The organism is Curtobacterium sp. PhB25, from assembly GCF_004365375.1.
In the GTDB taxonomy this organism is placed as follows: domain Bacteria; phylum Actinomycetota; class Actinomycetes; order Actinomycetales; family Microbacteriaceae; genus Curtobacterium.
The window spans coordinates 201,536-220,639 of record NZ_SODR01000002.1; the positions used below are offsets into that span (position 1 = coordinate 201,536).

The following is a 19,104-nucleotide window of genomic DNA, read 5'->3' on the forward strand; positions in this document are numbered from 1 at the left end:
CGCGTGGCCCGCCCTGTGGAGGAACGGACGAGTAGCGTCGCGCGCATGGCCAGCATCGTCACGCAGATCGCAGACAAGGTACGCCCGATCGGCGTCTCCACGAACTACGGAGACCCCGTCGAGGTCGGCGACCAGACCCTCATCCCGGTGTCCCTCGGCTGGTTCGGCTTCGGGGGCGGCGGGGACGACGAGAACGGCGGCGGCGGTGGCGGCGGCGCGTCGATCCCGGTCGGCGCGTACATCCGTCGCCCCGGCAAGGACCTCGAGTTCGAGCCGAACCTCATCTCGCTCGTCGCCGTGAGCATCCCGCTCGTCTGGGTGACCGGCACCGTGCTCCGCAAACTGGTGCGCGTCCTGAAGAAGTAGCGACACACCGGACGGGAGGCCCGTGGCGGACCCGCAACGGGCCTCCCGTCCGATGTGTGGTCGCGACCCGTCACGTGGTCGCGACCACGTCTAGACTGCTGGGACACACACGGGAGTCCGGGACCGCCGGGCTGAGAGGGAGCGAGTGGCGCTCCGACCGTCGAACCTGATCCGGATCATGCCGGCGCAGGGAGGAGTCCAGCACCATGTCTTCTGGCACGTCATCAACCGTCCACACCGCCCCGCGGCGATCGCTGCGCTGGCGGGTCGTCGACATCGTCGTCGCGAGCGTGCTCGCGGTGGCACTCGGCGTCGTCTTCCGGCTGTGGGAGTTCGGCTACGAACCCATCAGCGCCGTCATGGACCTCGTCCTCCCGGGCACGAAGGCCCTGTTCGGCGGAGTCTGGTTGCTCGCCGGGCCGCTCGTCGCGATCGTCGTCCGCAAGCCCGGCGCCGCGCTCTACGGCGAGATGGTCGCCGCGTCCGTCGAGGCACTGTTCGGCACGCAGTGGGGGTGGCTGACGCTCGAGGCCGGACTGGTCCAGGGACTCGGCGCCGAGATCGTCCTCGCACTCTTCCTGTACCGCGTGTACCGGCTGCCGGTCGTCGTCCTGGCGGGGGCCGCAGCCGGTCTCGCGCTCGGCATCAACGACGCCGTGCTGTGGTACCCGGGTCTCGACGCCGCGTTCAAGGTCGTCTACGTCGTGTGCGCGATCGTGTCGGGTGCCGTCATCGCGGGCGCCGGCTCATGGCTGGTCGTCCGGGCGCTCGCACGCACCGGCGTGCTCTCGTCGTTCGCGGCCGGCCGGGAGCACAGCCGGCGTCGGCCGCGCGAACTGGTGTGACGGTGTCCGCTCCGTCGTCGACGTCCCCGGACGTCGTCGGCGTGCGCGCCGCGCGCATCGCGTTCCGCGACTGGGGATGGCGTTACCCCGAACGTGCCGAGTGGGCCGTCCGCGGCGTCGACCTGACCGTCGAGGCCGGGGAGCGGGTCGCGATCGTCGGGCCGTCCGGCTCCGGCAAGTCGACGCTGCTCCGGGCAGTGGCCGCCGTGCTGCCCGACGAACCCGACCCCACCGACGACACCGCTGCGTCCGTGCAGGGCTCGGTCCTGGTCGACGGCGCCGACCCCCGCGCGGTCCGCGGGCGTGTCGGCCTCGTCATGCAGGACCCCGAGGCGCACACCGTGATGTCGCGGATCGGCGACGACGTGGCCTTCGGGTGCGAGAACCTCGGCGTCCCGCGCGACGAGACCTGGGCACGGGTGCGGTCGGCGCTCGCGGTCGTCGGGCTCGACCTGGCGCTCGACCGTTCGACCGCGATGCTCTCCGGCGGCCAGCGGCAACGACTGGCGCTCGCCGGGGTACTCGCGATGCGTCCGGGAGCCCTCGTGCTCGACGAACCCTGCGCGAACCTCGACCCGGCCGGCGTGGCCCAGGTGCACGACGCCGTCCGCGCACTGCTCGACGAGACGGGGGCGACCCTGCTCGTGGTGGAGCACCGGATCGGCACCTGGCTCGACCTGGTCGACCGCCTCGTGCTGCTCGAGCCCGGCGGCGGGGTCGTCGCGGACGGCGCGCCTGCCGAGGTGCTCGCGCGCCACGGCGCCGCGCTCACCGCGGCCGGGGTGTGGGTGCCCGGCGCCGAGCCGGAGCGTGGCGCGGCCCGCGGGCGGCCTGCTGTGGCTGCGGCTGCGGCTGCGCGAACGGGCGAAATGCCCGGGTCGGCCGCCGAGGGGACCGCGGCATTTCGCCCGCTCGGCGAAACGGCCGGAGAGGTGGCGGGCGACGAGTTCCGTGCGGCTGCGCGAACGGGCGAAATACCCGGGTCGGCTGCCGAGGGGACCGCGGCATTTCGCCCGCTCGGCGCGGGGGCGGGCTCGGGCGGCGGCGAGGGGGCGGGGGCGGGAGCGGGCGCGCTGCTCGAAGCGCGGGACCTCGGGACCGCCCGGGGCAAGCGACAGCGGGTGGGCAGCGGGATCGACCTCGAACTCCGAGCCGGACAGGTCCTGGCGATCACGGGGCCGAACGGGATCGGCAAGTCGACGCTCGGCCTCACGCTCGCGGGGCTCCTGCCTCCGGTCGCGGGGGAGCTCGCGGCCACGACGGACCTCGCCGCTGGCCTCCCGCCGGCGCCGCACACGTGGTCGAGCCGCGGACTCGCCGCCCGCATCGGCACCGTCTTCCAGGACCCCGAGCACCAGTTCGTCGCCGGCTCCGTCCGCGAGGAGGTCGAGGCGGGCCCACGCGCGATCGGTGCTCCGGACGCCGCGGGTCGGGCGGACGTGCTCCTCGGCGAGTTCGGCCTCGCCCACCTCGCCGAAGCCAACCCGTTCACGCTGTCCGGCGGCGAGCAGCGACGGCTCGCCATCGCCGCGGTCGTCGCCGCGCGGCCGCCGGTCGTCGTGCTCGACGAACCGACCTCCGGGCAGGACCGGTCCACGTGGGACGCCGTCGTCCGGCACCTCGGAGCACTCGCCGACGACGGCACCACCGTCGTCGCCGTCACGCACGACCGCGACCTGATCCGGGCGCTCGACGCCGACGAGGTCGTGCTCGCGGCGGACGGCGCCCGGCGCGTGGACCGCGACCAAGGGCGCGTGGAACGCGACCAGGGGGGTGCGACGGCGACCACCCCGGAGACGGTGCCGACGACGGCGGGCCGAGCCGCGCCTCCAGGCCGAACCGACCGAGCCGCCGTCCAACCGGTGGCCTCGCTCGTCGGCGTCCTCGCGCTCGGCGTGTGCCTCGTGCTGAGCCTGGACGTCATGTCCGCAGCCGTCGCCCTCGCGGTCGAGCTCGCGCTGCTGCCCCTCCTGCGGCTGCCGGTGCGGACCCTGCTGCTGCGGGTGTCACCGGTCCTGGTGGCCGTGCCGCTCACGGCGGTGAGCATCGCGCTGTACGGGCGACCCTCCGGACGGGAGTGGTTCGACTTCGGCTTCGCCCACGTCACCGACGGGTCGCTGACGCTCGCCCTGGCGACGGCGCTCCGCGTGCTCGCGGTGGGGCTGCCCGCGGTCGCGTTGTTCATCCGCGTCGACCCCACCGACCTGGCCGACGGGCTCGCGCAGGTGCTGCGGTTACCGGCGCGGTTCGTGCTCGGGGCCCTCGCGGCCATCCGGATGATGACGCTGCTGGTGGACGACTGGCGGCAGCTCGCGATGGCGCGGCGTGCGCGGGGTCTTGCCGACACCGGACGGCTGCGGCGCGGGGCGTCGATGGCGTTCGCGCTGCTGGTCCTGGCGCTGCGACGGGCGACGACGTTGGCGGTGGCGATGGAGTCGCGCGGGTTCGGGGCTCCCGGGCGACGCACGTGGGCCCGGGTCGCCCGGTTCGCGTGGCCGGAGTGGGCGATGGTCGCGGTGCTCGTCGGGATCGGTGTCGCGTCGATCGCGGTCGCCGTGGCAGCGGGGACCTGGCGTGCGTGAGTCGGCGGACCCGGCGGACCCGGCGGACCCGGCGGACCCGGCGGACCCGGCGGACCGGGCGGGCGGCGACGGTCTCGCCGCGGGTGTCGCCGCAGCCGCGGCCGGTGTTGCTGCGGCATCGGGCGGGCGCCTCGTGGTCCTCGTCGACGGCCGCTCCGGCACCGGCAAGACGACCCTCGGCAACCAGCTCGCGCAGGCGCTGGGGGCGCAGGTCGTGCACCTCGACGACGTCTACCCGGGGTGGGACGGACTCCGCGCGGCGGCCGACGCCGTGGTCCGCGACGTGCTCGGGCCTCCCAGCGGGTACCGCCGGTGGGACTGGGTGGCCGACGGCCCGGCGGAGTGGACCGCGGTCGACCCCGACCTGCCGATCGTGATCGAGGGCTGCGGGGCGGTGTCCCGGGCGTCGGCGCCGCTGGCTTCGTTGGCGGTGTGGCTCGAGGCCGACGACGCAGTCCGCTGGGACCGGGCGATCGGCCGCGACGGCGACACCTTCGCGCGCGAGTGGGACCGGTGGGCGGCGCAGGAGCAGGACTTCATCGCCTCCGAGGACCCGGCGTCCCTGGCCGACGTGGTGCTGCGGACGTAGCGGATCGGCCGGCGCGACCAGCTGGCCGCGCCGAGTCTCGGGCTGAGCGACAGTTCACGGACGCCCGAGCGCGAGAACTGTCGCTCACCGCGAGACTCGGCCCCGCGCACCGCCCCGCCCCGCGCCCCGCGCCCGCGCGACCGGGTCCACCGCGAACACCGCCGCCACGATGGTCAGCACCGCGTACACCCCGAGGTACCCGCACAGGATCCACGGCGAGCCCCCACCGAGCTCCACGAACACCGCAGCGAGCAGCGGCGTCAGCCCCACCGAGAAGATCGACCCGATCTGGTACCCGAGCGACATCCCCGAGTACCGCCGACCGGTCGGGAACTGCTCCGCGAACCAGGCCGCCTGCGGCCCGTAGATGCTGTCGTGGAAGACGCACATCCCGATCAGCGCCACGAGCGGCAGCAGCACGAGCGGCCCGGCGTCGAGGAACGCGAAGAACGGCCAGATGAGCACGGCGATGCCGACGGCCGACCAGATCGTGAGCACGCGGCGTCCCACCCGGTCGGACAGCCACCCCCAGAACGGCGTCGACACGAGCGACACCGCCGAGATGACGAGCACCGCCTGCAGACCGGCGTCCGAGCCCGCCGGTCCCCGTACGGCTGCGAGGTAGGTCAGCGAGTACGTCGTCAGGATCGAGTACAGCGCGGGCTGCACCAGGCGCAGCCCGGCGGTCACCAGGATCGCGCGCGGGTGGTGTCGGATCGCCTGCCAGACCGGGAACCGCTCGACCCCGCCGGAGGCCCGCAGCTCCTGGAACACCGGAGCGTCCTGCACGCCGAGCCGGATCACCAGGCCGACGGCCACGATCACCGCGGAGAACAGGAACGGCAGCCGCCAGCCCCAGGCCAGGAACACCTCGTTGCCGAGCAGGGACCGCACCAGGGTGAACACGCCGGTCGCGAGCAGCATCCCGCCCGCCGACCCCATCTGCGTGAACGCCCCGAACAGCCCGCGGTGCCGTTCGGGCGCGTGCTCGACGGACAGCAGCGCGGACCCGCCCCACTCCGCGCCGGCGGCGACGCCCTGCAGCAGCCGCAGGAACACCAGCGCGACGACGGCACCGACCCCGATGGTCGCCGCCGACGGCACGACCCCGATCAGGGTCGACGCGATGCCCATCAGCACCAGGGACGCGACGAGCAGCTTCTTCCGTCCGATGCGGTCGCCCAGGTGTCCGGCGATCACCCCGCCGAGCGGCCGCGCGACGAAGCCGACCCCGTAGGTCGCGAACGACGCGATCACGCCGATCGCCGGCGTCACCGACGGGAAGAACGTGGGCGCGAACACCAGGGCGGACGCCGTCGCGTACAGGTAGAAGTCGTAGTACTCGACCGTCGTGCCCACGAACGAGGCGAGAGCGACGCGACGGCGGGTCGAGCCCGTCGTCGGTTCGGCACGGCGGACGGGAGGCGCGGCAGCAGTGGTCGGGGTCGGCATGCCTCAGCAGCATGGTCGGCTCCGACGTCCGGTGGAACCAGCCGCGTAACGCGGTGTCACCTCACTGCCCCTCGTGACGGCACCACGGGGAACATGGGGTGCATGAGCGATGCACCGAACCGCCCGCTGCGCTTCGCGGCCTTCGTCATGAACACGACGTCGCACATCCAGCACGGCCTCTGGCGACACCCGGACGCCCGTCAGGCCGACTTCGACGACGTCACGCTCTGGACCGACCTGGCGAGGACCCTCGAGCGCGGCAAGTTCGACGCGATGTTCTTCGCCGACGTCGTCGGGACCTACGGACCGGGACGCGGCGACTACTCGACCAACCTGCGCGAGGGGCTGCAGATCCCCTCGAACGACCCCTCGGTGCTGCTCTCCGCGCTCGCCGTGTCGACCGAGCACCTGGGCCTGGCGTTCACGTCGAGCGTCATCCAGTCGCACCCGTTCGACTTCGCCCGCAAGGTCTCCACCCTCGACCACATCACCCGGGGACGGATCGGCTGGAACGTCGTCACGAGCGCGCTCGACAGCGCCGCCCGGAACTTCGGCGCCGACCGGCTCGAGGAGCACGACGAGCGCTACGTCTGGGCCGAGGAGTACCTCGAGGTCTGCGCGAAGCTCTGGGAGGGCTCGTGGGAGGACGGCGCCGTCCTGAAGGACCCGGTGCGTGGCTACGCCGACCCCGACAAGGTGCACCGCATCGACCACCACGGGAAGCGCTACGACGTGCAGGGGCCGCACCTGAGCGCGCCGAGCCCGCAGCGGACGCCGGTGCTGTTCCAGGCCGGCTCTTCGCCAGCCGGTCGGGCCTTCGCGGCACGGAACGCCGAGGCTCAGTTCATCCTGACCTCGAACCGCGACGCCACCGAGCAGCTCATCCGCGAGACCCGCGACCTCGCCCAGGCAGCCGGGCGTCGGCGGGAGGACATCGCGTTCTTCCTCGGGCTGACCTTCGTCACCGGGTCCACCGAGGCCGAGGCGAAGGCGAAGGAAGCGGAGATCGACGAGTACCTGGCGGCCGACGGCTTCCTGGTGCACTCGAACCTCGGCTTCGACCCGGACACCGGCGAGGCCCTCGACCCGGACACCCCGCTGTCCGAGGTCCGCACCCACGCCGGGCAGTCGCACCTGCAGTGGCTCCGCGAGGCCGCCGGCGACCGCGAACCCACGATCGCCGACCTCGCCCGCCTGTCCGCCAAGCTCCGTGCGCGGGTCGTCGGCACGCCCGACCAGATCGCCGACGAACTCGCGGACTGGCAGCGCGTCGGCGTCGACGGGGTGAACGTCATCAACTGGACGCTGCCCGGTTCGTACGAGGAGTTCGTCGACCGCATCGCGCCCACCCTGCAGGAGCGTGGCCTGATGCAGTCCGAGTACCGCGAGGGCACCCTGCGCGAGAAGCTCTTCGGGCACGCACAGCTGCCGGACTCGCACCCCGCCCGGCAGTGGCGCGGCGCGTTCACGGGCGGCGCGAGCGCGACCGGGACGGCGCCTGCGGACGCGGCACGTGCCGTGGAGGTGACCGCATGACGGACGCGACGACGACCGACGGACGGGTGAGGAGCCTCCCGGCCGATCGTCTGGCGACCCTGCGCGAACGCTTCGCACCCGTGTTCGCGACCATCCGCGAGGGCGCGGTCGAGCGCGAGCTCGCCTCCGGCACCCCCGGCGACCGGCCGTTGCCGCACGCCGAGGTCCGCGCACTCGCCGACGCCGGATTCGGCCGGCTGCGCGTCCCCGAGGACCGCGGCGGGTTCGGCGTGACCCTGGTCGAACTCGTGCAGCTGGTGGCGGACCTGGCGGCCGCGGACTCGAACATCGCGCACCTGTGGCGAGGGCACTTCGGGTTCACCGAACTCGTGCTGCTGCGGCCATCGTCGGCCGGACGGGACGAGTGGCGCCAGCGCATCGTCGACGGGGCGATCGTGGGGAACGCGACCTCGGAGCGGACCGGCACGACCCTGGCCGACATCTCGACGACGGTGACGCCTGTTGGTGATTCCCTCCGTCTCGACGGGCGGAAGTTCTACTCGACCGGCACGCTCTACGCCGACTGGATCTACCTGGCCGCGGACCGCTCGGGCGACCGCGTGACGTTCGCCGTTCCGGTCGACGCGCCAGGTGTGACGAGCGTCGACGACTGGGACGGGTTCGGCCAGCGGCTGACTGCGTCCGGCACCACGGTCTTCGAGGGTGTGCCGGTCGACCCCGCCGTGGTGTCGGCGTACAAGGACGCGCCGCTGTCGCACATCCAGGCCTTCTTCCAGCTGTACCTGCTGGCCGTGCTGGCCGGGATCGGACAGGCGGTGTCTGACGACGCGGTCGCCTTCGTGCGACCGCGGACCCGGACGTACATCCACGCGAACGCGGCAACGCCGGGCGAGGACCCGCAGGTGCTGGCGATCCTCGGTCGGTTGTCCGCGGGGGCGTTCACCGCGCGGTCGCTCGTCGTCGCTGCCGCGGGGCTGCTCGACCAGGTCGTCGCGACGAACGAGCCGGGGGTCGGGGTCGAACACGCACTGCTGGACGCCGCCGAGAACGCGGTCTACCAGGCGCAGGTCGAGATCGGGCCGCGGGTACTGCGGTCGTGCTCCGAGCTGTTCGAGGTCGGCGGGGCGTCCGCTGCCGACCGGACGCGCGCGCTGGACCGGCACTGGCGGAACGCCCGCGTCGTGGCGTCGCACAACCCGGCCGTCTACAAGGAGCGGCTCGTGGGGGAGTACGCGCTGCACGGGCGGGGGCCGGTGGACGCGTGGGAGAAGTACCACGAGGTGGGGCCGACGCGGTTCTGAGGGGGCGCTGCCGGGCGCGGCGCGGGCGCGGCGCGAACTCTCGCGGTGAGCGACAGTTCTCGCGCTCGTGCGCCCGAGGAGTGTCGCTGAGCCCGAAATTCGGGCGCCGGGTGCCGGGCGCCGGGTGCGCCGGGTGGGCGCCTACGCCCAGCCGAGCTCGTGCAGCCGCTCGTCGTCGATGCCGTAGAAGTGCCCGATCTCGTGCACGAGGGTGGTGTGCACCTCGTCCTTGAGCTCCTCGACGGTGTCGCACTCGGCCAGGTGCTGATTGCGGAAGACGACGATCCGATCGGGTAGCTCACCGAAGCCGTACTGCCCGCGCTCGGTCGCCGCGATGCCGTCGTACACGCCGAAGAGCTCTTCGCCGTTCTCCGGCTCGTCCTCGACCACGAACACCACGTTGTCGAGCCCGTCGACCATCTCGTCGGGGAGCAGGTCGAGTTCGTCGGTCACGAGCTGCTCGAAGTCGTCGGCGGACATCTCCATCACGCAGGGATCGTCCCACACCGCCCTGACCACTCGCGGCGAAGCCGCACGGCGCCGGAGGCGCCCAGACAAACACAGAGGGAGAGCCCCGGTTGCGTCACACGCAACTGGGGCTCTCCCTCGACTGGGGTGAATAACGGGTCTCGAACCCGCGACCTCCTAGACCACAACCAGGCGCTCTACCAACTGAGCTATATCCACCATGCACACACCGGCGGACCGGCGCGACCACTCAATAGTAGTACATGCTGCGGGCGGTGCCGACCACCCGTGTCGTCACTCGGCTGCGGGCTGCGCCAGGCGCGGTTCCCACTTCTCGACGACCTCGGCCTGGACGGCACGCACCTCGTCGGTGGTCGGCCCCGGCTCGGCGACGAAGCCCGCGCGGCGGTAGTACTCGAGCTCGCGGATCGACTCGAGGATGTCCGCGAGGGCACGGTGCCCACCGTGCTTCTCCGGAGAGTTGAAGTACACGCGCGGGAACCAGCGGCGGCAGAGCTCCTTGATGCTCGACACGTCGACGCTGCGGTAGTGCAGGTGGCCGTCGACGCGGGGCATGTACTTGGACAGGAACGCACGGTCGGTGCCGATGGTGTTGCCGGCCAGGGGAGCGGTGCCCTCGGCCGGGACGTGCTCGAGGATGTACTCGAGCACCTGGTACTCGGCGTCCGCCAGGCTGACGCCGTTCGGGATCTCCTCGATGAGCCCCGACGTGACGTGCATGTTCGTCACGAACTCGTTCATGTTGTCGAGCGCGGACTGGTCCGGCTTGATCACGATGTCGAATCCGGGGTGCACGGGCTCGAGGTCGAAGTCGGTGATGACCACGGCCACCTCGACGAGTTCGTCGACCTCGAGGTCGAGGCCGGTCATCTCGCAGTCGATCCAGACGAGGCGGTCATTCGCGGTTGCCATGTGCACGATCCTATTCCCGGCCCGCGCGCGCCCCGTGCGCAGGTGGTGCGCGGCCGGTGCGGGGGCGCGTCCGCGGCTGCGTCCGCGGCTGGTGCGCGGTCGCGTCCCCGAACCCGCGAGCGGGCGAAATGCCCGGGCCGCGTCGCGAGGCACCCTGGTGTTTCGCCCGCTCGCGGGCGCGGCCGTGCCGGAGGCGCGTGGGGCGGTGGTGGTGACGGCCTGGAGGCCCGATGGCGGTCCGTCGGGCGGGTGTCGGGCCTCCCGGCTGGTCGCGTCCAGCGCGCGCACCGTGAGCGGGCGAAATGCCGGGGTTGCGCGGCGGGGTGGCGGGGTATTTCGCCCGCTCGGCGAGACGCTCGGGAGGGGGCTGCGCTCCGGCCACTCCGCGCTTCCGCGAGCGGGCGGAATGCCACGGCCACGGCGGGAGGCACCCGGGCATTTCGCCCGCTCGCGGAGGCGGAGGCGGAGGCGGAGGCGGAGGCGGGCGCACGCCGGGTGGTGACTGCCTGGAGGCCCGGTGGCGGTCCGTCGGACTGGCGCCGCGCCTCCAGGCTGGTCGCGCCCAGTGCGCAGAGCGCGAGCGGGCGAAATACCCGGGACGCGTCCGGAGACACCCGGGTGTTTCGCCCGCTCGCGGACAGCTGGGCGGACGACGGCAAGCGGACGTGGTCGCGCCCAGTGCGCACAGCGCGAGCGGGCGAAATGCCCGGGCCGCGTCTGGAGACACCCGGGTGTTTCGCCCGCTCGCGCAGGAGGGGGCGGGGCGGGGAAGGGAAGGTCGAGGGGGGCTAGGACATCTCGCCGGCGCCGATGGCCTCGGCCTCGACTCGCTCCGGCTCGGCGCCGTCGTCCACGCGGCGCAGGACCTTCGTGGTGCAGAGGATCACGACGAACGCGACGGCGACGGACGCTCCGGCGAAGACGTAGGCGGCCGAGGGTGCGTACGCGTCGGCGAGCAGGGTCGCGACGGGCGGGGCGATGGCGCCGCCGATGAAGCGGACGGCCGAGTAGGCGCTCGAGGCGACCGAGCGGGGCAGGTCCGTGGCCTCCATGACGCACTCCGTGAGCACTGTGTTCAGCACACCGAGCACGAGTCCACCGATGATGACGCAGATGATGAGGCCGACCTGCGAGTCCACGACGACGGCCGCGGCGAAGAGGTCGAGTGCCAGCAGGGGCAGCGCGATCTTCAGCACCGTCGTCCTGCGGAGACGGGCGGTGAGCATCGGGGCGACCCAGACGGAGGTGATCGCGAGACCGAGGCCCCAGCCGAAGAACGTGAAGCCGATGCCGAGCGCACCGAAGCCGAGCGGGAACGGCGTGTAGGCGAGCAGGACGAAGAAGCCGATGTTGTAGAACAGCGCGGTCGCGGCGAGTGCGGCGAGTGCGGGACGGCCGAGGGCGCGGAACGGCGCCGAGAGCTTCGTGGGCGTGGGCTTCTCGAGGCTGCCGGTCTTGAGGAGGGCCACGATGGCGATGAACGCGACGGCCATCAGCGTGGTGACACCGAAGAACGGGCCGCGCCAGCTCACCGACCCGAGCAGGCCGCCGACGAGCGGGCCGACGGCGATGCCGAGGCCGAGTGCTGCCTCGTACAGGATGATCGCCGAGGCGGTCCCGCCCGACGCTGCACCGACGATGGTCGCCAGGGCGGTGGAGATGAAGAGCGCGTTGCCGAGGCCCCAGCCGGCACGGAAGTCGATGATGCTCCACACGCTGTTCGACGTCGCGGCGAGGACCGAGAACAGGACGATGAGCGCCAGACCGATGAGCAGGGTGCGCTTCGCGCCGATGCGGCTCGAGACCCAGCTCGTGAAGAACATCGCGACGCCGGTGACGGCCAGGTAGCTCGTGAAGAGCAGTTCGGTCTGCGCCGGGGTCGCCTTGAGCGATCCAGCGATCGCGGGGAGGATCGGGTCGACGAGGCCGATGCCCATGAAGGCGACGACGCAGGCGAAGGCGATCGCCCAGACCGCTGAGGACTGCTTGAGGATGGAGCCGGACTGGCCGGCAGGTGCGTGGGCGTTCACGCGGTGGTCTCCGTTCTGGTGGTCGTGCGCTGGGCGATCAGGACGGACGCGTGGTGCAGCACGTCCCAGTCGTCGTCGGTGAGGTCGGCGAACAACGGGCCGACCGTGTCGGTGAGCGTGGCGCGCCAGGCGGTGAGCCGGGCGCGGCCCGCGTCGGTGATCTCGATGAGCTGGCCGCGGGAGTCGTCGGGATCGACGCTCCGCGTGACCAGGCCGTCGGCGAGCATGCCCGTGACGAGCCGGGTCATCGTGGGCTGCGCCACGCGCGAGGCTGCCGCGAGTTCCCCGAGCCGGAGCGGCTCGTCGGACTCGAGGATGCCGAGCGTGCGCCAGACCGCGGCCGACGTGGTGTTGCCCGTCGACTGCGCGGCGCTGCGGATCAGGCGGTTGACGGAGACGAGGAGCGTCTCGATCGTCTGCGCACGCGTTGTTTCCATAGCTGAACTATATAGCGATGCTATGCATTGCGCAACAGGCCGCACCAGGCCGCAACAGGCACCGCCTGGTAGAAGGGACGCATGAGCGACATCACCATCCACGAAGGCGACGAGTACACCGCGATCTTCCACGGCGGACCCTTCGACGGCACGACCGACACCCGCACCGCGACGAGCGACGCGCTGGACGACGAGGTCACGGTGTTCGCCGACGTCGAGGGCCTGCAGACGGCCTTCACCTACCGCGCCACCAAGTCCCGTCAGGTCCTCGACCAGACCTCGGTCGAGTACACCTACGAGCCGGGGGAGTCCGACCCGGTGGACGACCTCGCCGACCGTGGCGACCGCAGCGGCGAGTTCGACCGGGAGTAGAACCCCGCCCCGCCGCGTTGCACGGTCACATGCAGCTCGACCTCTGGACGTCCGCCTTCTGTGCGCCGTGCGCCGCCGCCCGCCGGGTGTCGGCCGAGGCGTCGGCGCTCGTCCCCGGGCTCGCCGTGACCGAACGCGACGTGGCGTCGTACCCCGACGACGCAGAGGACCTCGGCATCCGTTCCACGCCCACGATCATCGTGCGGCGGGAGGACGGTGCCGAGGTCTTCCGTTCACCCGGGGTCCCCACCCGCGACCAGCTCCTGCTGGCGATCGCCAAGGCCCTCTGACCCGGCTGCGCCCGCAGCGCTGCCGGCGGCCGCCACGCGCTCGCCGACCGCGCCGCCCGCCGCCCGCTGCGACGTCGGCGCCGCCACCACGACCGGCTCCGGCGGGTCGACCAGCGCCCTGGCCTTCCGCGCCAGCCGCTTCGTCGTCCGGATCGGCGCCCCGATCACGAGCGCGAGCCAGCCCAGCGCCGAACGGTCCGCTCCGCCCAGGGCGTTCTTCCGCTCCCAGGCCCGGCGCAGCACCCCGCCTCGGCTGCGGCGTGCGGGTTCCCGGTCGACGAGCGTCCCAGCGTCGCGCTGCGCCATGAGCTCGGTGAGCCGGCGCTGCCAGTCGTCGTCCGACGCCGGGTGGAAGTAGTTGTCCTGCATCCAGCTCGGTCGGACCGTCCCGAACCGGCCGTCCACCAGGTCGACCGAGTCGCCCTCGAGGCCGCTCGACACGAACACCTCGTTGATGAGGTGGCGGCCGATGCCGAAGTCTGTCAACGTCAGCGCGGGCACACCACGTGCGGCCGCTTCGAGCACCGCCGTCGAGCTGATCGTCACGAGGGCCACCGCACGGTCGAGGTGTTCGGCCATCGGCCCGCTCTCGACCACCAGGTTCGCCGGTGCGTCGGCCGGCACGAGGTCGGGGTAGGGGTGTTCCTCGCGGTGCGTCTGGTGTTCGCCGGCGGCCGCGCGGGTCTTGACCACGATGCGCCACTCCGGGTGCTGCCGTGCGGTCGCGACGAGCCACTGCACGACGAGGGCCCGGTCGACGCGCTCCAGCGGGACGCTCGGCTGGGCGGCGAAGACGACGGCGTCGCGGACGGGCTCATCGGGCGCGCCGGTGCTGGCGCTGGCGGGCGCGCCCGTGCTGGCGCTCGCAGTCGCGCCCGTGCTGGCGCTGGCGCTCGCGCTCCGGGCGAAGGGCAGGGTGGCGAGCGCGAAGTGCGGCTCGACACCGCCCTCGATCGCCATCTCCTCGTACGCCCGCACCTCGCGGTGGCTGTGCAGCACGAACAGGTCGGCCCGCGCACGGAAGAAGATGCCCTTCCACTTCGCCGGGAACGAGATGCCCGGCAGGCCGGACACCAGCACCGGCCGGTCCGGGATCCGGCGGTGCACCTCGTCGATGACGAGTTCGGCGACCGGGCCGATCAGGGACACGAGGACGGCGTCGGGCGGATCGACGCGGAGCTCCTCGACGACGGCATCGACGTCCTTCGGCGACGGCGGAGCCGTCCGCAGGTGCGCGAGTCGTGCGTCGAGCCCGCGGAACGCCGAGCGCAGCTGCTTCGCGCTGGCCGAACGCGGCGTCGCGACGGTCCGCAGGTCGAGGTCCCAGCCGGCCGGTGCCGCCGCGAGCAGGTGGGCGCCCCACTTGGCGAACGAGTCGGTGTCGACCAGGGCGACCACACGTCGGCCGCGGGGTGACGGGCCGGACGGGAGGCGCGCCTCCCGTCCGACGGTCGACGCACCCCCGCCAGCCGGCACGTCCAGGGCGCCGGTCTCGTCGACCGGGCCGCTCACGTGCCCTCTGCTCACGTGGTCTCCGCTCACGCGGTCTCCGCTCACGTGGTCTCCGCTCACGCGCCGACGCGGCGCAGCTTCGCGAGCGGCGCCCGCTCGCCGGGGAAGATCCGCTTCACCCCGTCGCCGAGCGCGGTCTCGATGATGCGGATGTCCCGCGCCAGGGTCTTCAGGCCGTGCGGCTCGAGCGAGGCCGCGTGGTCCGAGCCCCACATCGTGCGGTCGAGCGTGATGTGCCGTTCGACCGCGGTGGCGCCGAGGGCGACGGCGGCGATCGAGATCTGCAGGCCCGGCTCGTGGCCGGAGTACCCGACGGGCACGCCCGAGTAGCGGTGCGCGAGGGTGTCGATCATGCGCAGGTTCGCCTCCTCGGCGGGGAGCGGGTACGTCGACGTGGCGTGCATGAGCACGAGGCGGTCGGTTCCGAGGGCGTCCACGGCGGCGTCGATCTGCTCGAGCGTCGACATGCCCGTCGACAGGATGACGGGCTTGCCGGTCGCGGCGACGGCGGCGAGCATCCCGAGGTCGGTCACCGACGCCGAGGCGATCTTGTACGCGACGACGTTGAGGTCCTCGAGGAAGTCCACCGACGGCTCGTCCCAGGGCGAGGCGAACCAGTCTAGGCCGCGCAGCGTCGCGTGGTCGCCGATCTCGATGTACTGGTCGCGGTCGAACTCGACGCGGTAGCGGTACTCCAGGTAGGTCATCTCGCCCCAGGGGGTGCTGCGGGGCGTGTTCTTCATGTGCTCGGGCGTGGAGATGGCCGGGGTGCGCTTCTGGAACTTGACGGCCTGCAGTCCGGCGTCGGCGGCGACGTCGATGAGCTGCTTGGCGATGTCGACGTCCCCGTTGTGGTTGAGGCCGATCTCGCCGATGAGGTACGCGGGGTGGCCCGCGCCGATCGTGGACGTGCCGATGGTGACGGTCATGGTGCTCCGTTCAGTGCGGGGGCTGCCCGCGTCGGGGATGGGTCGTGGTCCGGGATCTGGGGAGCGACGGCGTCGGCTGTGACTTCGGTCGTGGCGTCGTCTTCGGTTGCGGCCGTGGCATCGGCTGTGGCGTCGGCCGCGATTTCGGCTGTGGCGTCGGCCGCGATCAGGTCGGTCTCGTCGTCGATGTCGATCGCGCCGGCGGGGTCGACGGCGATGAGTTCGACGCGGCCGTGGAAGCGGTGCCGGTGCTGCCGGAAGCCGTCGGTCCGCATGACGTACGAGGCGCCGGTCTCGCGGTACTCGGCCGCGCGGTCCTGGCGACGCGGACGGGTGGCCGCGTCGTGGTTCACGGCGACGGCGGAACCGTCGTCGGCGATGCGCCACAGGAACGCGTGCGACGGCGCTGCGGCGAACACGACGTCGGCGTGCCCCTCTGAGACGCGCCGGATCGCCGTGTCGAGGTCGTCCGGGTCGATGAACGGCGAGGTCGCCTGCAGGAACACCAGGACCTCGGGCAGCGCATCGCCGGCGGCCTCGAGTTCGTCGAGCACGTGGAGCAGCGCGGACTCCGACGATGCCTGGTCGCCCGCGAGGTCGGCCGGCCGTCGGACCACGTCGGCGCCGGCGGCGCGGGCCTCGGCGGCGATGGCGTCACCGTCGGTCGTGACGACCACGGCGTCGATCAGTGCTGCGCTGCGTGCCGACTCCACGGCCCGACGGACGAGCGACCGACCTCCGACCGTCCGGAGGTTCTTGCCCGGGATGCCTTTCGAGCCGGCGCGTGCGGGGATGACGGCGAGGACGGTGGCAGAGGAGTGCATCCCCCGGACGGTACGAAGCGCGGGTGTCCCGGAGGCGAACTGCGGGCAGACGACGGCCGAACCGTTCCGGAACCGCTCGAGCGGCGGGTCCCGGTTAGAATCGACGTCGCTCGCCTCCGTAGCTCAGTGGATAGAGCAGGTGGTTTCTACCCACCGTGCCGCGGGTTCGATTCCTGCCGGGGGCACGACGCGAACGGGCCGCCATCCGATCGGATGGCGGCCCGTTGCTCGTTCGTGGGGGTGTCGGACGCTGCGTGCTGCGTGCTGCGTGTCCGCGCCCGCTACTCGTCGTCGTCCGCGGCGCGGCGGCGGAGTTCGGAGGCGCTGATCGGCTGAGTGTGCGTCGCCTCGGACGTCTCGTCCGCGTCCGTGGGCTCTGCCGGCGCCTGGGTGATGCGGGTCGGGATCGACGTCGTGTTCGTCGTGCCCGGGGTCTCGACCCTCGGAGCAGGAGCGGACGCCGGGGTCGTCGGTGCGCCCGGGGTGGTCGGGACGTCGTTGGCGGGCGTCCGGTTGACGTGGGCGTCGGCCGAGGTGGGCGCCGGCGTCGCGACGGTGGACGACGCGGGACGGTCGGTGCCGCGGGCCGGGGTCAGCCGGTCGGTGTCGCCGAAGGCCTTGGTGACGGTGTCGTCGTCCACCACCTCGGTGTCGTCGGTGCCGCGGCTCGGGATCGAGCGTGCGGGTGACGTGGGGGTTCCGAGTGCCGGGCGCACGGGCGGTGCGGCGTCGTCACCGTAGACGCGGGTGGTGTTCTCGCCGTACGAGCGGGTGGCGTTGGCGTCCGAGCCACCGCGGTTCACCGAGAACCCGGGCCCTGCGGTAGGAGCGGCGGCAGTGGGGGCGGACCCGGCGGCGGCAGCTGCGGCAGCGGGGGCGCCACCGGCGGGCGCCGACCCGGCGTTCGCCGGAGCCGACGGCGCGGAGGCGGGCGTGGTTCCCGGACGCTGTGCCGGACGCAAGGAAGTCGTCGTCGGCGTCGGGCGCTCGACGGGAGCCGCCGGGGCGGGAGCAGCCTGGGTCGGGGTCTGCGGTCGGGCGGCGCCGTTCTGGTCGGCGTTCCAGTCCTGCTGGCGCTTGATCAGGTCGGCGTCCGGGTCGGGGGACTCGAACTTCCAGCGCTCGAGGTCGGCCTTGAAGAGCTTGCGAGCGCGGCCCGGACGGGCCTGCCACTCGAGCAGGCGGTCGCGGAACTCGGCGAGCGACTGGTCGGCCTGGAAGCTGAAGGTCGACGAGTTCTTCTTGATGTCGGCGATCTCGTGTTGCGCCCAGCTGGCGGCGAGGGGCGCACCCTGCACGGGGAGCAGCCGGAGCCGGATGTCGGCGTCCTCTGCCAGGTGGTCCGCGTACCCGCGTTCGTCGTGCCCGAGCGAACCCCAGGCAGCGGCCTTGCGCGCCGCGGAGATGATCGCGGCGACGGCGGCGTTCTTCGACTCGCGCTCCTGCAGGGCAACGACCCGCTTGGTCGCACCCCGTCCGATGAGTGCCGCTATGACGCCGGCGACGACGATGGCGACGAAGGGGATCACGGCACCCGAGATCACCCGCCACCCGTCGTCGGACGAAGTCCAGTCGGTCAGGTCGTTCCACCAGTCCATGCGCGCACCATACTCACGAAACGGTCAGGCCCCGGGGAGGACGAACGGCGTTCCGCGCATCCGACCCGAGATGATTCCAATCTGGAACATCATGACCAACGGAGGCAGTCCACGGCGTCGTCGGCGGACCACACGTTCGGCAGCTCGACGAACCGACACTCGGTGGCGACGTAGCGACGGGCGCGGTAGGCGGTGTCACCGGCGACGTCGATGCGGTCGACGTAGCCGACGATCTCGCCGTTGGCGCGGGTCACGCGGCTCAGGTCATCGCGGACGTCGAGGATGCGGTAGTCGCCGCGCGACCGGGAGAGCGGGACGGTGCGGATCCGCAGTGCGGGTTCGGTCGTGGTCTGCATCGTGGCCTCCTGGTCGGTGTGGTCTCGACGCTACGGGCCACCACCGACACGCCGGGGCTCTGTCGACGCATCGTGGACGGCGGGACGAGCGGTGCGTGCTGTGGAGGGGGTGTCCCCTGTCCAACCCCGCACGGATGTCGGGGAGGTAGGTTGTGGCCATGACCACATTCGTGCTCGCAGGTGGGTGTTTCTGGTGTCTCGATGCCGTGTACCGCACGCTCCAGGGCGTGCAGGACGTGGAGTCCGGCTACATCGGCGGTCGGGTGGAGAACCCGTCGTACGAGTTGGTGTGCACGGGCTCGACCGGTCACGCCGAGGCCGTCGCGGTCACCTTCGACGAGACGGTGATCCCGGCCGAGGTCATCCTCGACGTCTTCTTCACGCTGCACGACCCGCGGCAGCTGAACCGGCAGGGCGCTGACGTCGGCACGCAGTACCGCTCGGCGATGTTCCCGGCGGACGACGCGCAGCGCGCGCTCTTCGAGCAGGCGATCCAGCGCGCATCCGACATCTGGGACGGCGGGATCGTCACCACGATCGAGCCGCTCACGACGTTCTACGCGGCGGAGGAGTACCACCAGGACTTCTTCGCGAAGAACCCCGGTCAGGGCTACTGCCTCGCAGTGGCGCTGCCGAAGGTGAACAAGGTCCGCAAGGCATACAGTCAGTACATCCTGGCGTCCTGATCCTCGGGCGTCGGGGCCACGAGGAGGTGGTCGAACG

19 protein-coding genes, 2 tRNA genes and 1 riboswitch are annotated in these 19,104 nt (G+C 72.4%); of the genes, 10 read left to right on the forward strand and 11 right to left on the reverse strand.

From position 1 onward, the window contains the following. Positions 1-45 precede the first annotated feature (45 nt). From EDF51_RS05505 to EDF51_RS05520, 4 genes are all read left to right on the forward strand, one after another. The gene (locus EDF51_RS05505) at positions 46-366 is read left to right on the forward strand and encodes a hypothetical protein (protein ID WP_134194083.1); all 321 of its coding nucleotides are present in this window, start codon (positions 46-48) and stop codon (positions 364-366) included. 99 nt (positions 367-465) lie between these two features. Continuing rightward, a riboswitch (TPP riboswitch) is annotated at positions 466-577 on the forward strand. Beyond that, positions 573-1,211 carry an ECF transporter S component gene (locus EDF51_RS05510; RefSeq protein ID WP_134194085.1) on the forward strand — a complete coding sequence of 213 codons (639 nt, stop codon included), beginning with the start codon at positions 573-575 and terminating at the stop codon, positions 1,209-1,211. It overlaps the preceding riboswitch by 5 nt. Positions 1,212-1,213: 2 nt before the next feature. Further along, positions 1,214-3,793: an ATP-binding cassette domain-containing protein gene (locus EDF51_RS05515; protein WP_243837077.1), complete on the forward strand. Its 2,580-nt coding sequence runs from the start codon at positions 1,214-1,216 to the stop codon at positions 3,791-3,793. Beyond that, a complete protein-coding gene (locus EDF51_RS05520) occupies positions 3,786-4,382 on the forward strand; it encodes an ATP-binding protein (protein WP_133936829.1) in 597 nt (198 codons plus the stop codon). The genes EDF51_RS05515 and EDF51_RS05520 overlap by 8 nt, the downstream gene beginning before the upstream one ends. 84 nt (positions 4,383-4,466) lie before the next feature. On the opposite strand, the gene EDF51_RS05525 is transcribed toward EDF51_RS05520, so the two are convergent. After that, positions 4,467-5,834: an MFS transporter gene (locus EDF51_RS05525; RefSeq protein WP_134194089.1), complete on the reverse strand. Its 1,368-nt coding sequence runs from the start codon at positions 5,832-5,834 to the stop codon at positions 4,467-4,469. A gap of 102 nt (positions 5,835-5,936) precedes the next feature. Between EDF51_RS05525 and EDF51_RS05530 the strand changes: the two genes are divergently transcribed. Together EDF51_RS05530 and EDF51_RS05535 are read left to right on the forward strand one after the other, a co-directional pair. Further along, positions 5,937-7,370, forward strand: coding sequence for an LLM class flavin-dependent oxidoreductase (locus EDF51_RS05530; protein WP_134194091.1), 1,434 nt, complete (start codon positions 5,937-5,939; stop codon positions 7,368-7,370). Further along, entirely contained in the window at positions 7,367-8,632 is a 1,266-nt protein-coding gene (locus EDF51_RS05535) for an acyl-CoA dehydrogenase family protein (RefSeq protein ID WP_134194093.1), read from the forward strand. The genes EDF51_RS05530 and EDF51_RS05535 overlap by 4 nt, the downstream gene beginning before the upstream one ends. Before the next feature lie 141 nt (positions 8,633-8,773). On the opposite strand, the gene EDF51_RS05540 is transcribed toward EDF51_RS05535, so the two are convergent. The 5 genes from EDF51_RS05540 to EDF51_RS05560 form a co-directional block, all read right to left on the reverse strand. After that, positions 8,774-9,118: a metallopeptidase family protein gene (locus EDF51_RS05540; protein ID WP_134194290.1), complete on the reverse strand. Its 345-nt coding sequence runs from the start codon at positions 9,116-9,118 to the stop codon at positions 8,774-8,776. A gap of 125 nt (positions 9,119-9,243) precedes the next feature. Continuing rightward, positions 9,244-9,319: transfer RNA gene (locus tag EDF51_RS05545), tRNA-His, on the reverse strand. 75 nt (positions 9,320-9,394) lie between these two features. Further along, on the reverse strand, positions 9,395-10,033 hold the full coding sequence (orn, locus tag EDF51_RS05550; protein WP_123294017.1) for an oligoribonuclease: 639 nt from the start codon (positions 10,031-10,033) through the stop codon (positions 9,395-9,397). Positions 10,034-10,821: 788 nt separating this feature from the next. Continuing rightward, positions 10,822-12,063 (reverse strand): MFS transporter, encoded by a 1,242-nt coding sequence (locus EDF51_RS05555; RefSeq protein ID WP_134194095.1) that lies wholly within the window; start codon positions 12,061-12,063, stop codon positions 10,822-10,824. Next, positions 12,060-12,500, reverse strand: coding sequence for a MarR family transcriptional regulator (locus EDF51_RS05560; protein WP_123294015.1), 441 nt, complete (start codon positions 12,498-12,500; stop codon positions 12,060-12,062). Before EDF51_RS05560 ends, EDF51_RS05555 begins: the two co-directional genes overlap by 4 nt. An 81-nt stretch (positions 12,501-12,581) precedes the next feature. On the opposite strand from EDF51_RS05560, the gene EDF51_RS05565 reads away from it, so the two are divergent. Further along, the gene (locus EDF51_RS05565) at positions 12,582-12,872 is read left to right on the forward strand and encodes an oligoribonuclease (RefSeq protein ID WP_131845404.1); all 291 of its coding nucleotides are present in this window, start codon (positions 12,582-12,584) and stop codon (positions 12,870-12,872) included. A gap of 29 nt (positions 12,873-12,901) precedes the next feature. Beyond that, the gene (locus tag EDF51_RS05570; RefSeq protein ID WP_123313641.1) at positions 12,902-13,162 is read left to right on the forward strand and encodes a thioredoxin family protein; all 261 of its coding nucleotides are present in this window, start codon (positions 12,902-12,904) and stop codon (positions 13,160-13,162) included. Here the strand turns inward: EDF51_RS05570 and EDF51_RS05575 are convergent. The 3 genes from EDF51_RS05575 to EDF51_RS05585 are packed head-to-tail and all read right to left on the reverse strand — an operon-like array spanning position 13,106 to position 16,427. Further along, a complete protein-coding gene (locus tag EDF51_RS05575; RefSeq protein WP_134194097.1) occupies positions 13,106-14,674 on the reverse strand; it encodes a DUF6716 putative glycosyltransferase in 1,569 nt (522 codons plus the stop codon). The genes EDF51_RS05570 and EDF51_RS05575 overlap by 57 nt on opposite strands. A 56-nt stretch (positions 14,675-14,730) precedes the next feature. Next, the gene (locus EDF51_RS05580) at positions 14,731-15,603 is read right to left on the reverse strand and encodes an N-acetylneuraminate synthase family protein (RefSeq protein ID WP_123294011.1); all 873 of its coding nucleotides are present in this window, start codon (positions 15,601-15,603) and stop codon (positions 14,731-14,733) included. Then, a complete protein-coding gene (locus tag EDF51_RS05585; protein ID WP_134194099.1) occupies positions 15,600-16,427 on the reverse strand; it encodes an acylneuraminate cytidylyltransferase family protein in 828 nt (275 codons plus the stop codon). Before EDF51_RS05585 ends, EDF51_RS05580 begins: the two co-directional genes overlap by 4 nt. Positions 16,428-16,539: 112 nt before the next feature. On the opposite strand from EDF51_RS05585, the gene EDF51_RS05590 reads away from it, so the two are divergent. Then, positions 16,540-16,612, forward strand: a tRNA-Arg gene (locus tag EDF51_RS05590). A 96-nt stretch (positions 16,613-16,708) separates the two neighbouring features. Here the strand turns inward: EDF51_RS05590 and EDF51_RS05595 are convergent. Continuing rightward, positions 16,709-18,025 carry a hypothetical protein gene (locus EDF51_RS05595; RefSeq protein WP_134194101.1) on the reverse strand — a complete coding sequence of 439 codons (1,317 nt, stop codon included), beginning with the start codon at positions 18,023-18,025 and terminating at the stop codon, positions 16,709-16,711. 89 nt (positions 18,026-18,114) lie between these two features. Continuing rightward, positions 18,115-18,381, reverse strand: a complete 267-nt coding sequence (locus EDF51_RS05600; RefSeq protein WP_134194103.1) for a hypothetical protein — start codon at positions 18,379-18,381, stop codon at positions 18,115-18,117. Between the two features lie 158 nt (positions 18,382-18,539). Between EDF51_RS05600 and msrA the strand changes: the two genes are divergently transcribed. Continuing rightward, complete coding sequence (msrA, locus tag EDF51_RS05605; RefSeq protein ID WP_123294007.1) at positions 18,540-19,067, forward strand: peptide-methionine (S)-S-oxide reductase MsrA; 528 nt, start codon at positions 18,540-18,542, stop codon at positions 19,065-19,067. Positions 19,068-19,104 lie beyond the last annotated feature (37 nt).

What these genes read in the sequence shown, in the direction of transcription:
- EDF51_RS05505 (WP_134194083.1), top strand. Translation starts at nt 46, where the DNA reads ATGGCCAGCATCGTCACGCAGATCGCAGACAAGGTACGCCCGATCGGC.
- EDF51_RS05510 (WP_134194085.1), top strand. Translation starts at nt 573, where the DNA reads ATGTCTTCTGGCACGTCATCAACCGTCCACACCGCCCCGCGGCGATCG.
- EDF51_RS05525 (WP_134194089.1), bottom strand. Translation starts at nt 5,834, where the DNA reads ATGCCGACCCCGACCACTGCTGCCGCGCCTCCCGTCCGCCGTGCCGAA.
- EDF51_RS05530 (WP_134194091.1), top strand. Translation starts at nt 5,937, where the DNA reads ATGAGCGATGCACCGAACCGCCCGCTGCGCTTCGCGGCCTTCGTCATG.
- EDF51_RS05535 (WP_134194093.1), top strand. Translation starts at nt 7,367, where the DNA reads ATGACGGACGCGACGACGACCGACGGACGGGTGAGGAGCCTCCCGGCC.
- EDF51_RS05540 (WP_134194290.1), bottom strand. Translation starts at nt 9,118, where the DNA reads ATGGAGATGTCCGCCGACGACTTCGAGCAGCTCGTGACCGACGAACTC.
- orn (WP_123294017.1), bottom strand. Translation starts at nt 10,033, where the DNA reads ATGGCAACCGCGAATGACCGCCTCGTCTGGATCGACTGCGAGATGACC.
- EDF51_RS05560 (WP_123294015.1), bottom strand. Translation starts at nt 12,500, where the DNA reads ATGGAAACAACGCGTGCGCAGACGATCGAGACGCTCCTCGTCTCCGTC.
- EDF51_RS05565 (WP_131845404.1), top strand. Translation starts at nt 12,582, where the DNA reads ATGAGCGACATCACCATCCACGAAGGCGACGAGTACACCGCGATCTTC.
- EDF51_RS05570 (WP_123313641.1), top strand. Translation starts at nt 12,902, where the DNA reads ATGCAGCTCGACCTCTGGACGTCCGCCTTCTGTGCGCCGTGCGCCGCC.
- EDF51_RS05580 (WP_123294011.1), bottom strand. Translation starts at nt 15,603, where the DNA reads ATGACCGTCACCATCGGCACGTCCACGATCGGCGCGGGCCACCCCGCG.
- EDF51_RS05585 (WP_134194099.1), bottom strand. Translation starts at nt 16,427, where the DNA reads ATGCACTCCTCTGCCACCGTCCTCGCCGTCATCCCCGCACGCGCCGGC.
- EDF51_RS05595 (WP_134194101.1), bottom strand. Translation starts at nt 18,025, where the DNA reads ATGGACTGGTGGAACGACCTGACCGACTGGACTTCGTCCGACGACGGG.
- EDF51_RS05600 (WP_134194103.1), bottom strand. Translation starts at nt 18,381, where the DNA reads ATGCAGACCACGACCGAACCCGCACTGCGGATCCGCACCGTCCCGCTC.
- msrA (WP_123294007.1), top strand. Translation starts at nt 18,540, where the DNA reads ATGACCACATTCGTGCTCGCAGGTGGGTGTTTCTGGTGTCTCGATGCC.